Below are 12,733 nucleotides of genomic sequence, written 5' to 3'. Positions count from 1 at the left end.
CATGTTCAGCCGTTGGGCCCGTAGGCCTTTGACCTCTCTGCTTGCACGGCTGCCCAGCCAGTGCGAGGTGTGCCGCGCCTGGCCTTCCCGGCGCGTTTGCGATGCCTGCGTGGCCCGCTTTGCGCCGCCGGCCGACCGCTGCGGCAGCTGCGCGCTGGCCGTGCCGCAGGGCGTGGTCCGGTGCGACGAATGCATGGGCGATCCGCCGCCGCTCGATGCCTGCCTTGCGGCCTGCGACTATGCATGGCCGTGGCCCGAGTGCATTGCCCAGTTCAAGTTCCGCGGCGAGGCGGGCTGGGCCGGCCCCCTGTCGACGCTGATGCGCAGCGTGCCCTGGGTGGAACCGGCGCTGGAAAACTGCGACACCGTGCTGCCGATGCCGATGGCGCCTGCCCGGCTGCGCCAGCGCGGCTTCAACCAGGCGCTCGAACTGGCGCGCCGGCTGGCGCCCGCCAAGACCGACGCCACGCTGCTCCTGCGCACCCGCGACACGCCGGCGCAAATCGGCCTCGCGCGCGCCGAACGCCTTCGCAACCTGCGCGGCGCCTTTGCGGTGGAGCCTCTGCGCGCCAGCCAGCTGCAGGGCCGGCGCGTGGTGCTGATCGACGACGTGATGACCACGGGTGCCTCGCTCTTCTCGGCGGCCGCGGCGCTGCGGCTGGCCGGCGCAGCGCACATCACGGCCGTGGTACTGGCGCGGACCGCTGCGCCGCACTGAGCGGGCGCGCCGCCGCGACAATCGGCGCATGTTCCATATCGTCCTGGTCCACCCCGAAATCCCGCCGAATACAGGCAATGTGATTCGCCTCGCGGCCAACACAGGCTGCGCGCTGCACCTGGTCGAGCCGCTGGGCTTTTCGATGGACGACCGTCTGCTGCGCCGCGCCGGGCTCGACTACCACGAGTACGCCGAGGTCAAGCGCCATGCCAGCTGGCAGGCCCTGCTCGACACCGAAAAGCCAGCTGCCGACCGCATGTTTGCACTCACCACGCGCGGCACGCGCGCCGTGCACGATGTTCGCTTCCAGCCCGGCGACTGGCTGGTGTTCGGTTCAGAGACGAGCGGGCTGCCGCCCACGGTGCGCGAAGGTTTCGCCGAGCCCCAGCGGCTGCGGCTGCCGATGCGCGAGGGGCAGCGCAGCCTCAATCTTTCGAACGCGGTGGCAGTGACGGTATTCGAAGCCTGGCGGCAAAACGGATTCGGTTGAAAAAGGCGGCCCTGTCGCGGCAGGGACGAATCCGATCGGCAAGAAGCGTCGTATGACAGGCATGCCCGGTCGTCCGGTCGGGCATACGAGTGAGTCCATCCACCGCTTGCCTCAAGGAGTTTCGCCATGAATGCCAAGTCAATTGCCTTCGCGACCTTTGCCGCCCTCGGCCTCGCCACCGGCGCGCAGGCTTTTCAGGGTGAACAGAATCCGCTGCCGCCGGCACCTTTCCAATCGACCCTGTCGCGCGCCGAGGTCCAGGCCCAGGCGCGCCAGCCGCTTCAGATCGGCAATGGCGGCACCGGCGTCGCAGCCCCGAGAGCCGGCACAACCGACCGCGCGGCCGTTCGTGCAGGCGCACTCGGCGTTACGCGCCAAGGCTCCGCCACGTATGGCGAAGTGACCGACCGCCGGATGTAGGAGCGAAAACCGCTCAGCGGTAGCGGCGCACCACCGACTCCGCCACACAGGCCGGCTTGGCCGTGCCTTCGAGCTCGATCGTGGTTTCCCAGGTCATCTGGATGCCGTCGTCCGCAATCGGCTCGGCAGTAAGCAACTTCATGCGCGCCCGCAGCCGCTTGCCGACCGGCACCGGCGACATGAAGCGCACCCGGTTCAGCCCGTAGTTCACGCCCATGCGCGACTCAACCACTTCCAGCGCCGTCTCATAGAAGCGCGGCAGCAGCGAGAGCGTCAGGAAGCCGTGGGCGATCGGGCCGCCGAAGGGGCCCGCCTTGGCGCGCTCGACGTCGACATGAATCCACTGGTGGTCGCCCGTGGCTTCGGCGAACTGGTTCACCTGCTCCTGCGTGATGGAGATCCAGTCGCTCACGGCGACTTCCTGGCCAACGCAGGCGGCAAGATCCTGAAGAGTCTGGAATGTCTTTTTGGTCATGCGCGGCATTCTGGCGTCAAGGGCGCGGGCGCGGGTGTCGGCATTGCGACAGCCGAAAGCCTCAGCCTTCCAGCCACTCGCAGATCGGCTGCCACTGCTCCAGGTCGCGCTGCACGCGCCCCGGCGCAATGTCGAACAGCGTGAGTCCGCGCGCCGCAAGCTGAACGTAGTTCTGCGTGTCGCGGAGTTCGCCCAGCACCGGCACGCCCAGGCTTGCGATGAACTCGTTCAACCGGTCGGCGGCCAGGGTGCGGGCGTTCACCCGCATGCCCACGAGGCTGATCTTCGTTTTTTCGGCACGGCGCTGTTCCATCAGCCGGTCGAGAAAATCGCGCGTGGCGTAGATGTCGAAGATGCTCGGCTGCAGCGGCACGATCACCCGGTCAGCCAGGGCCAGCACCTCCTTGAATCGCCATCCGTGCAGGCCGGCCGGCGTGTCGAGCACGGCATGCGTGGTTCCGCGCGGCGGCCGCACCACGGCGCTGTCGCCCGTGGCCTCCCAAGTGGCGATGGGCCGCGCCTGCGGCGGCCGCAGGCCGAGCCAGAGGCGCGACGATTGCTGGCGGTCCACGTCGCCGAGCATCACGGCATGGCCGCGGCTCGCGAAATAGCCTGCGATGTTTGTCGCGAGCGTCGACTTGCCTACGCCACCCTTGGGGTTGGCGACCAGAACCACCGGCATGAGCATCTCCTCCAGAGCTGGAACACCCCGCATCGTAGCGACACGAGACGCACCTGCCCCGGCAAGAGCCGATCTTGAGCTATGTTCGCGGCATGACGACAACAACATCCGCGGCCGCCGCCGGCGCCGAATCCGGCGGCATCTATGTGCTCGCGGCCCATCCGCACTGGCGCGACTCCCGCGTCAACCGCCGGTTACTGGCCGCCGCGCGTTCGGTGCCCGGCGTGGAGGTGAACGACCTCTACGGCAGCTACCCCGACTTCTCCATCGACATCGAGACCGAGCAGGCGCGGCTTGCCAAAGCCAGCCTGGTGGTGCTGCTGCACCCGATCCAGTGGTACTCGATGCCCGCGCTGCAAAAACTCTGGCTCGACGACGTGCTCGGCTACGGCTGGGCCTACGGCCCGGGCGGCACCGCCTTGCAGGGCAAGGACTTGTGGCTGGCCGCCACCACAGGCAGCCCCGAGCAGAGCTACCACCCCCAGAGCTACCACCGCTATTTCTTCGACGCCTTTTTGCCGCCCTACGAGCAGACCGCGGCCCTCTGCGGCATGCGCTTTTTGCCGCCACTGGTCTTTCACGGTGCGCGCAGCGCCAGCGAGGCCGACGTGGCTGCGCATGTCGACGTGTTCGCCCAGCGACTCGGCAGCTACCCCGACTGGCCCGAACTCGAGGAGCTCGATGTGTGCGTGGCCTGCCCGGTGCCCGAGACAGATCGCCCCGCCGAGCATGACGACCCGGGCGCAGCGACCTCCGGCGCGTTCCAATCCGCGATGACCCACGGTCTGGCTTTCATGTCTGCAGCCAACGAAGAAGAAGACAGCGACAAGAAAGGCTCGGCCTGAGCATGGAGCACGCACCCGCCTGGCTGACCAGCAGCCTTATTTACCTGAGCGCCGCCGTGCTGGTGGTGCCGCTTTCCAAAGCCCTGGGCCTTGGCTCCATCATCGGTTACCTCGTGGCCGGCATCGCCATCGGCCCCTGGGGGCTGGGCCTTGTTTCCAGCGTGGAAGACGTGCTGCATTTCGCCGAATTCGGCGTGGTGCTGATGCTGTTTCTCGTGGGCCTCGAACTCGAACCCAAGCGCCTGTGGAACCTGCGCCGCCCCATCTTCGGCTGGGGCGCCGCGCAGGTGCTGAGCTGCGCGGCGGTGCTGTTTGCCGTCGGCTGGGCCGCGGGCGCCGAATGGCGCGTGGCGCTGGTGGCGGCGCTCGGCCTGGCGCTGTCGTCCACCGCCATTGCGCTGCAGGTGTTCGGCGAGCGCAACCTGCTGAAAACGCCCAGCGGCCAGGCGGGATTTTCGATCTTGCTGTTCCAGGACGTGGCGGCGATCCCCATCCTCGCGCTGCTGCCCCTGCTGGCGGGCGCCACGGCGGCCGAACAGTCGCTCAGCGGGCTCGACCGCACGCTCGAGGGCCTGAAGATCGTCGGCGTGATCGCCGGCATCATCCTCGGCGGCCGGCTCGCCTTGCGCCCGCTGCTGCGCTGGATCGCGCGCAGCGACACGCCCGAGATCTTCACCGCCGCGGCGCTGCTGCTGGTGGTGGCCATCGCAGCGCTGATGCAATTCGTGGGCCTTTCGATGGCGCTGGGCGCATTCCTTGCTGGCGTGCTGCTGGCCGAAAGCGAATACCGGCGCGAGCTCGAAACCGACATCGAGCCGTTCAAGGGCCTGCTGCTCGGCCTGTTCTTCATCGCCGTGGGCATGTCGATCAACTTCGGCGTGCTGATCGCGAGCCCCTGGCTCATGGCCGCGCTGGTGGTCGGCTTCATGGCCATCAAGCTGGTGGTGATCTACGCGCTGGCCAAGGCCATGGGCCTGGCCTACCAGGAGCGCCCCGTCTTCACGCTGCTGCTGGCGCAGGGCGGCGAGTTCGCGTTCGTGGTGTTCCAGGCCGCGGGGCCCGACGTGCTGCCGCCTGAAATCACCTCGCTCCTGATCGGTGCCGTGGCGCTGTCGATGCTGCTGTCGCCGCTCTTGCTGGTGCTGCTCGACAAGTTCGTGCTGCCGCGCTACAGCCGCAACAACGGCGTGCAACTGGAAGAAATTTCGGAGCAGCAGGACGCCAAGGTGCTGATCTGCGGCTTCGGCCGCTACGGCCAGATCGTCGGCCGGATGCTGATGTCGCAGGGCCTGCGCGTGACGGTGCTCGACCATGACGCCGACACCGTCGAAGGCCTGCGGCAGTTCGGCTTTCGCGTGTTCTATGGCGACGCGACGCGGCTCGACCTGCTGCGCACCGCGGGCGCCGGTACGGCCAAGGCCATTGTGGTCGCGGTGGACGACATCGAGCAGTCGCTCAATATCGTCGACCTGGTGAAGGAGCACTTTCCGCAGGCGCGCATCATCGCGCGGGCCCGCAACGTGACGCACCTTTTCCAGCTGCGCGACCGCGGCGTGACCGATGTGGAACGCGAGGTCTTCGAATCGTCGCTGCGCAGCGCCCGCACCACGCTCGAGGCGCTGGGCTGGCCCGCCCACGAGGCGCGCGAAACGGCCATGCGGTTCCGTCGCCGGAACATCCTGCTGAGCGACGAGATCTACCCGCACTACAAGGACCGCGCCAAGCTCATTGCCGCCAACAAGGCCGGCCGCCAGCAGTTCGAGGAGCAGATGGCGCGCGAACGCGAGGAGCGGCAGCGCCGCTCGGGCCGCGATTGGGACCGGTTCGAAGAAAAGGAAGAGGCGGACGGCTGAGCCCGCCCTTCGGCTGACCCTGGGGTCAGCCTTCCAGCTTGAGCAGCCGCACCGCGTTACCCTTCAAGATGCCCGGCATCACCTCGGGCTTGAACCCAGCCGCCTCGAAGTCCTTCATCCAGCGGTCGGGCGTGATCAGCGGGTAGTCGCTGCCGAACAGGATGCGGTCCTTCAGCAGCGTGTTGGCGTACTGCACCAGCTGCTTCGGAAAATACTTCGGGCTCCAGCCCGACAGGTCGATCCACACGTTGGGCTTGTGCGTGGCCACGCTCAGGGCCTCGTCCTGCCACGGAAAGCTGGGGTGCGCCATCACGATCTGCATGTCCGGAAAGTCGATGGCCACGTCGTCCAGGTGCATCGGGTTGCTGTACTCCAGCCTGAGGCCGCCGCCGCAGCGCATGCCTGAGCCGATGCCGCTGTGGCCCGTGTGGAAGATGGCCGGCAGGTTGTACTCGGCAATCACCTCGTAGATCGGCCAGGCCATCTTGTCGTACGGGTGGTAGCCCTGCACCGTGGGGTGGAACTTGAAGCCCTTCACGCCGTGCTCTTCGATGAGCCGCCGCGCCTCGCGCGCACCCATCTTTCCCTTGTGCGGATCGATGCTGGCGAAGGCGATCATCATGTCGCTGTTCTGCTTGGCGGCCTCGGCGATTTCCTCGTTGGGAATGCGCCGGCGGCCCATGTTCGACTCGGCGTCGACCATGAACATCACCAGGCCTATCTTTCTTTCACGGTAGTACGCCACGCTCTCGGCAATGGTCGGACGGCCGCTCGAGCCGAAGTATTTGTCCGCGGCGCGGTCGTATTCCTCGCCGTAGTTGTCGAACGGGTTCCAGCAGCTCACTTCGGCGTGGGTGTGGATGTCGATCGCGATGAGGTTCTTGTGGTCCATCTCGTTGTCTCCAGTACGGGTAAGTCCCTAGGATTTGGGGCGCTCAAGTGCCTTGAATTGATTATTTATCATAACCATAATCCAACTCACACACGAATGCAATCATGACCAATCCCGACCTCCAACTCGACATTCGCGACGAAGTCGCCATCGTTCGCCTGACGCGCGGCGCCAAACGCAATGCCCTTTCGGACGGCCTGATCCTCGCATTGCGCAACGCCTTCGAGACGCTGCCCTCCACGGTGCGCGCCGCGGTGCTCGACGGCGAAGGCCCGCACTTCTGCGCCGGCCTCGACCTGAGCGAACTGAAAGAGCGCGACGCGGGCCAGGGCATGCAGCATTCGCGCCTGTGGCACGCCGCGCTCGACCTGATCCAGCACGGCCCGGTGCCGGTGGTTGCCGCGCTGCACGGCGCGGTGGTGGGCGGCGGCCTGGAGTTGGCCAGCGCCTGCCACATCCGCGTGGCCGACCGCTCCACCTTCTATGCACTGCCCGAAGGCTCGCGCGGCATCTTCGTGGGCGGCGGCGGCTCGGTGCGCATTCCCAAGCTGATTGGCGTGGCCCGCATGACCGACATGATGATGACCGGCCGCGTCTACAACGCGGAAGACGGCGAGCGTGCCAACTTCGCGCAATACCTGGTCGACGAAGGCGCGGCTTTCGACAAGGCCTTCGAACTCGCCAAGCGCATTGCCACCAACGCGCCGCTCACCAACTACGCGCTGATGCATGCGCTGCCGCGCATTGCCGAGCAGTCGGCCGACCACGGCTTCTTTACCGAGGCGCTGATGTCCGGCATCGTGCAGAACGCGCCAGAGGCCAAGGAGCGCGTGCGCGATTTCCTCGAAGGCCGCGGCGCCAAGGTGAGCAAGGGATGACCACGATCCGATACCGTCCGCTGGCGTTCGGCGTCACGCGCGCAGTGCTGCGCGAAGGCGCGCCAGGCACGCAATACCTGCGGGCCGAAACAGAGCTCGGCCCCTACCGCGACCGCATGACCGACCGCCTGGCGCACTGGGCCGAAGCCGCGCCCGAGCGCACCTTCATCGCCCGCCGCGAACGGCTGGCCGACGGCAGCACCGGCGACTGGAAGCGCGTGAGCTACGCCGAGGCGCTGCAGAAGGCGCGCAGCATCGGTCAGGCCCTGCTCGATCGCGGCCTGAGCCCGGACCGCCCGGTCGCGATCCTCAGCGAGAACAGTATCGAACACGCACTGCTGGCCCTTGGCTGCCTTTATGCCGGCGTGCCGTATTGCCCCGTGTCCCCGCCCTATTCGCTGGTGAGCCAGGACTTCGAAAAGCTGCGCCACGTGCTGGAGACGCTCACGCCGGGTCTCGTGTTCGCCGCCGACGCCGCGCGCTATGCCCGCGCCATCCAGGCCGTGGTGCCGGCTGGCACCGAAGTCGTCCTCGCCGAAGGCCAGCTCGAAGGCCGCGCCACCACCAGCCTGGACGCACTCGCCGCCACGCCTGCAACATCGGCCATCGACGCCGCGATGCGAGCCACGGGGCCGGACACCATCACCAAGTTTCTCTTCACCTCGGGCTCCACCAAGATGCCCAAGGCGGTGATCAACACGCACCGCATGTGGTGCGCCAACCAGCAGCAGCTGCGGCAATCGATTCCCGCACTGGGCGAGGAGCCGCCGGTGCTGGTCGACTGGCTGCCGTGGAACCACACCTTCGGCGGCAACCACAACGTGGGCATCGTGCTGGACAACGGCGGCACGCTCTACATCGACGACGGCAAGCCCACGCCCGGCGGCATGGCCGAGACGCTGCGCAACCTGCGCGAGATCGCGCCCACCATCTACTTCAACGTGCCCACCGGCTTCGAGGCCATTGCGCACGCGATGGAAACCGATGCGGTGCTGCGCCGCAACCTGCTGTCGCGCGTGAAGATGTTCTTCTATTCCGGCGCGGCGCTCGCGCAGCCCATCTGGGACAGCCTGCACCGCACGCAAGAGGCTGAAGTGGGCGAGCGCATCGTCATGGGCACGGGCCTGGGCATGACCGAGTCGGGCCCCTTCGCGCTGTATGTCACCGGCCCCGAAGTCAAGTCGGGCGACATCGGCCTGCCGGCGGCGGGCATCGAGCTCAAGCTGATCCAGGTCGACGGCAAGACCGAGGTGCGCTACCGCGGCCCCAACATCACCCCCGGCTACTGGCGCGCGCCCGAGGCCACGGCCGAGGCGCTGGATGAAGAGGGCTTCTTCTGCACCGGCGACGCAGTGAAGTGGATCGACGAAAACAACATCCACCGCGGCCTGCGCTTCGACGGCCGCATTGCCGAAGACTTCAAGCTGGCCACCGGCACCTTCGTGAGCGTGGGCCCGCTGCGCGCCAAGATCATCGCGGCCGGTGCGCCCTACGTGCAAGACGCGGTGCTCACCGGCATCAACCTGAAGGAAGTCGGCGCGCTGATCTTCCCCACGCAGAAGGTGCGAGAGCTTGCCGGCTTGCCTGCAGACGCAACGATGCAGCAGGTGCTCGAAAGCGCGCCGGTGCAGGCGCACTTCCAGCAGGTGGCCAACGAACTGGCCGCCATGGGCACCGGCAGCGCCAACCGCATCGCGCGGCTGCACCTCATGGCCGAGCCGCCTTCTATCGACAAGGGCGAAGTGACCGACAAGGGCTCCATCAACCAGCGTGCCGTGCTCAAGCACCGCGACCACCTGGTCGAGGCGCTGCACGCCGACACCCTGCCCTTCACGCTGAAGCCCCGCTGAACCGCATCCAAGGAGACAAACACCATGAAGATCGAAGGACAAGCAGCACTCGTCACCGGTGGCGCATCGGGCCTCGGCGAGGCCACCGCGCGCGAACTCTCGCGCCTGGGCGCCAAGGTGGCCGTGCTCGACCGAAACGCGGAGCTCGCCGAAAAGGTGGCTGCCGAAATCGGCGGCGTGGCGTGCGTTTGCGACATCACCGACACCGAGAGCGTCAATGCCGCGCTCGACAAGGCGGCCGCGGCGCACGGCCCCGCGCGCATTCTCATGAACGTGGCCGGCATCGGCAGCGCGAAGCGCATCGTCGGCAAGGACGGCAACCCGGCGCCGCTCGAAGACTTCGTGCGCGTGGTCAATATCAACCTGATCGGCGGCTACAACATGGCGCGCCTGTTCGCGGCGCGCTGCGCCAAGCTCGATGCGCTCGACAACGGCGAAAAGGGTGTGATGCTCTTTACCGCGTCGGTGGCGGCCTTCGACGGCCAGGTGGGCCAGCAGGCCTACAGCGCATCGAAGGGCGGCCTGGTCGGCATGACGCTGCCGATGGCGCGCGACCTCGCGCAGCACGCCATTCGCGTGTGCACCGTGGCGCCGGGCCTCTTTGCCACGCCGCTCTTGATGGAGCTGCCCGAGGCCGTGCAGCAATCGCTGGCCGCGTCGATTCCGTTTCCACCGCGCCTCGGCAAGCCTTCGGAATTTGCCGAGCTGGCCTGCCACATCGTGACCAACGGGCATTTGAACGGCGAAGTGATTCGCCTCGACGGCGCCTTGCGCATGGCGCCGCGCTGATTCCAGCCCCTCGAAAAAAATACAGGAGACAAGACCATGACCAATCGACGTCAGTTCGTGACAGCACTCGGCGGCGCAGCCGCATTCGGCGCACTGCATCCGTTTGCCGCACTCGCCCAGGCGGTGCAGCAGGCAAAAATCTATTACGGCTTTCCGGCCGGCAGCGCTGGCGACAGCGTGGCGCGACGCGTGGCCGAGAAGCTCGGCGATACGCCGTTCTCGAAGACCAACGCAGTGGTCGAGAACAAGCCCGGCGCGGGCGGGCGCATTGCGCTCGAAACGCTCAAGACTTCGGTGGCCGACGGCTCGGTGCTGTGCCTCGCGCAGGCCTCCGCGCTGTCCACCTACCCGCACATCTATACCAAGCTGAGCTACGGCCTTGCCGATTTCGCGCCCGTTTCCATCGGCGCCGTCATGACACATGGCCTGGCGGTCGGACCGATGGTGCCGGCCAGCGTGAAGACGCTGAAAGACTACATCGCCTGGGCCAAGGCCAATCCCGGCCAGGCCAGCTACGGCTCGCCGGGCGCGGGCTCGACGCCGCACTTCCTGGGCGCGCTGCTCGGCCTGAACAGTGGCACCGACCTGCGCCACATTCCCTACCGCGGCTCGCTGCCGGCCATCAACGACGTGGTGGGCGGGCAGATCGCATCGAGCATGACGCCGGTGGGCGACTACCTGCCCTTCGCCAAGGCCGGCAAGCTGCGCGTGCTGGCCACCTCGGGTGCACAGCGCGTGGCCTACCTGCCCGACGTGCCCACCTTCATCGAGCAGGGCTTCCCGGAAATCGTGGCCGATGAATGGTTCGGCTTTTTCGCCCCCGCCAAGACGCCGGCCAGCGTTGTCGCTGCGGCGAGCACCGCGATCCAGGCTGCCCTCAAGGACAAGACCGTGGCCGAGGGCCTGCTGTCGGTCGGCCTCATCGCGCACGGCTCCTCACCCGAAGACATGAAGAAATCGCTTCAGTCCGAATACGAACGCTGGGGCCCGCTGGTCAAGAAGATCGGCTTCACCGCCGAATCCTGATCCTGTTCCTGATATCTCGATGGATTACCGCCCCCGCCCCGAAGACAGCCGATTCATCCTGAACGCGGTGCTCGATGCGCCTGTGCGGCTGGGCGCGCTCGCGCCCTTTGCCGAAGTCGACGAGGCGCTGCAGGCCCAGGTGCTGGAGGAAGCGGCACGCTTCGTGGCCGAGGCGGTGGCGCCATCGAACCGGGGTGGAGACGAGATCGGCTGCCGTTTCAGCCAAGGCGAAGTCACCACGCCGCCAGGCTTTCGCGAGGCCTACCGGGCACTGGTCGACGGCGGCTGGCCCAGCCTTTCGGCGGCGCCGGAAGACGGAGGCCAAGGTTTGCCGACCGTGCTCGAAGCCATCCTCTACGAATGGCTGAGCGCAGCAAACCACGGGTTCACCATGGCGCCGGGCCTGCTGCACGGCGCCTATGCCTGCCTCAAGCATCACGGCAGCGACGAACTGAAGGCCCGCTACCTTTCGAAGATCGCCAGCGGCGAATGGCTCGCCACCATGTGCCTGACCGAAGCCCATGCGGGCAGCGACCTGGGCCAGGTGCGCACGCGCGCCGTGCCGCAGGCCGACGGCAGCTGTCGCGTGAGCGGCGGCAAGATCTTCATTTCAGGTGGCGAGCACGACCTGACGCCGAACATCGTGCACCTGGTGCTCTGCCGCTTGCCCGATGCGCCCGCCGGGCCCAAGGGCCTGTCGCTGGTGTTGGTGCCCAAGCAGCTGGAAGACGGCACGCGCAACGCGGTGCACTGCGAACGCATCGAAGAAAAAATGGGCCTGCACGGCAGCCCGACCTGCGTCATGCGCTTCGACGAAGCCACCGGCTGGCTGGTCGGTGAGCCGGGCCGCGGCCTGGCCGCGATGTTCGTCATGATGAATGCGGCGCGCCTGCATGTGGCGCTGCAGGGCGTCGGGCTGCTCGATGCCGCCTGGCAGAAGGCCGATGCCTACGCCGCGGAGCGCCGCCAGATGCGCGCGCCCGGCGCGGTGCCCGCAAGCCGCGGCAGCGAAGCCGCCGACCTGATTGCAGAACACCCCGCCGTCCGGCGCATTCTGGACACGCAGCGCGCGTGGGTCGAGGCCGGCCGCACGCTCGCCTACCGCACCGCGCTCATGCTCGATGTGGCCACGCACGACGCCGACGCCAAGGCGCGCGACCGTGCGCAGCGCTGGTGTTCGCTGGTCACCCCGGTGCTGAAGGCCGCCTGCACGCAGCAGGCTTTCCATGGCGCGAGCGAATGCCTGCAGGTGTTCGGCGGCCACGGCTACGTGCGCGAATGGGGCATCGAGCAGATCGTGCGCGACGCGCGGGTCACCATGATTTACGAGGGCACCAACGAGATCCAGGCGATCGACCTGCTGGTGCGCAAGGTGCTGCCCGACGCCGGCGCCGCCATGTCGGCCGTGCTGATCGAACTGCGCGACACGCTCGATGCTTCGCGCGAGGCCGATGCCGACGTGCAACGCCGGCTCGCGCAGCTGCGCTACCTGGGCACCACCATTGCCATGGCCGCGCATGCCGACCCCGTGCTGCCCTACGAAGTGGCCGACGACTACCTGCGGGTGGTAATGCTCACCTTGATGGCCTGGGCCTGGGCGCGCATCGATGCGACCGAGGCATCGGATGCGGAGCGCGCCGCCAGGGCCGGCCCGGCGGCGGCATTCCGGCGCTGGGTGCTGCCCGAGTTCGAAATGCGGCTGGGCATCGTCAAGCGCGCCTGCGAGAGTGTTGCCATGTCGCACGACGCCGCAAAAACCCCCGCTGCTTCAAGCTGACGGCGCGCCGGCCGGGCCGGCCGCGGGTTACGCTCGGG

13 protein-coding genes are annotated in these 12,733 nt (G+C 67.6%); 10 read left to right on the top strand and 3 right to left on the bottom strand.

The window, feature by feature from the left end; all coding sequences use genetic code 11:
• The first annotated feature begins 1 nt into the window (after position 1).
• From V9L21_RS18035 to V9L21_RS18025, 3 genes are all read left to right on the top strand, one after another.
• Complete coding sequence (locus V9L21_RS18035; RefSeq protein ID WP_337314178.1) at positions 2–718, top strand: ComF family protein; 717 nt, start codon at positions 2–4, stop codon at positions 716–718.
• Between the two features lie 28 nt (positions 719–746).
• Positions 747–1,208, top strand: coding sequence for a tRNA (uridine(34)/cytosine(34)/5-carboxymethylaminomethyluridine(34)-2'-O)-methyltransferase TrmL (gene trmL, locus V9L21_RS18030; protein WP_337314176.1), 462 nt, complete (start codon positions 747–749; stop codon positions 1,206–1,208).
• A gap of 126 nt (positions 1,209–1,334) precedes the next feature.
• On the top strand, positions 1,335–1,628 hold the full coding sequence (locus tag V9L21_RS18025; protein ID WP_337314174.1) for a DUF4148 domain-containing protein: 294 nt from the start codon (positions 1,335–1,337) through the stop codon (positions 1,626–1,628).
• Between the two features lie 13 nt (positions 1,629–1,641).
• Here V9L21_RS18025 and V9L21_RS18020 read toward each other — a convergent pair whose 3' ends face one another.
• Entirely contained in the window at positions 1,642–2,112 is a 471-nt protein-coding gene (locus tag V9L21_RS18020; protein ID WP_337314172.1) for a MaoC family dehydratase, read from the bottom strand.
• A gap of 52 nt (positions 2,113–2,164) precedes the next feature.
• The gene (locus V9L21_RS18015) at positions 2,165–2,785 is read right to left on the bottom strand and encodes a ParA family protein (RefSeq protein ID WP_126747076.1); all 621 of its coding nucleotides are present in this window, start codon (positions 2,783–2,785) and stop codon (positions 2,165–2,167) included.
• Between the two features lie 92 nt (positions 2,786–2,877).
• Between V9L21_RS18015 and kefF the strand changes: the two genes are divergently transcribed.
• Both kefF and kefC read left to right on the top strand, forming a co-directional pair.
• A complete protein-coding gene (gene kefF, locus V9L21_RS18010; RefSeq protein ID WP_337314171.1) occupies positions 2,878–3,630 on the top strand; it encodes a glutathione-regulated potassium-efflux system oxidoreductase KefF in 753 nt (250 codons plus the stop codon).
• 2 nt (positions 3,631–3,632) lie between these two features.
• A complete protein-coding gene (gene kefC / locus V9L21_RS18005) occupies positions 3,633–5,483 on the top strand; it encodes a glutathione-regulated potassium-efflux system protein KefC (RefSeq protein WP_337314169.1) in 1,851 nt (616 codons plus the stop codon).
• 25 nt (positions 5,484–5,508) lie between these two features.
• Here kefC and V9L21_RS18000 read toward each other — a convergent pair whose 3' ends face one another.
• Complete coding sequence (locus tag V9L21_RS18000; RefSeq protein WP_337314167.1) at positions 5,509–6,375, bottom strand: amidohydrolase family protein; 867 nt, start codon at positions 6,373–6,375, stop codon at positions 5,509–5,511.
• Between the two features lie 104 nt (positions 6,376–6,479).
• Between V9L21_RS18000 and V9L21_RS17995 the strand changes: the two genes are divergently transcribed.
• Genes V9L21_RS17995 through V9L21_RS17975 form a run of 5 tightly spaced genes read left to right on the top strand, consistent with a single transcriptional unit; the run spans position 6,480 to position 12,695 of the window.
• Positions 6,480–7,253, top strand: a complete 774-nt coding sequence (locus V9L21_RS17995; protein ID WP_337314165.1) for a crotonase/enoyl-CoA hydratase family protein — start codon at positions 6,480–6,482, stop codon at positions 7,251–7,253.
• Positions 7,250–9,103 carry a feruloyl-CoA synthase gene (locus tag V9L21_RS17990; protein ID WP_337314163.1) on the top strand — a complete coding sequence of 618 codons (1,854 nt, stop codon included), beginning with the start codon at positions 7,250–7,252 and terminating at the stop codon, positions 9,101–9,103. The genes V9L21_RS17995 and V9L21_RS17990 overlap by 4 nt, the downstream gene beginning before the upstream one ends.
• 24 nt (positions 9,104–9,127) lie before the next feature.
• Positions 9,128–9,892, top strand: coding sequence for an SDR family NAD(P)-dependent oxidoreductase (locus tag V9L21_RS17985; protein WP_157615766.1), 765 nt, complete (start codon positions 9,128–9,130; stop codon positions 9,890–9,892).
• A 36-nt stretch (positions 9,893–9,928) separates the two neighbouring features.
• Entirely contained in the window at positions 9,929–10,918 is a 990-nt protein-coding gene (locus V9L21_RS17980) for a Bug family tripartite tricarboxylate transporter substrate binding protein (RefSeq protein ID WP_337314161.1), read from the top strand.
• Between the two features lie 19 nt (positions 10,919–10,937).
• Entirely contained in the window at positions 10,938–12,695 is a 1,758-nt protein-coding gene (locus V9L21_RS17975; protein WP_337314159.1) for an acyl-CoA dehydrogenase family protein, read from the top strand.
• The last annotated feature ends 38 nt before the right edge of the window (positions 12,696–12,733 follow it).

The sequence above is a fragment of the Variovorax sp. CCNWLW235 genome (genome assembly GCF_037204085.1).
In the GTDB taxonomy this organism is placed as follows: domain Bacteria; phylum Pseudomonadota; class Gammaproteobacteria; order Burkholderiales; family Burkholderiaceae_C; genus Variovorax.
This window is presented reverse-complemented; position numbering and strand designations above follow the sequence as displayed.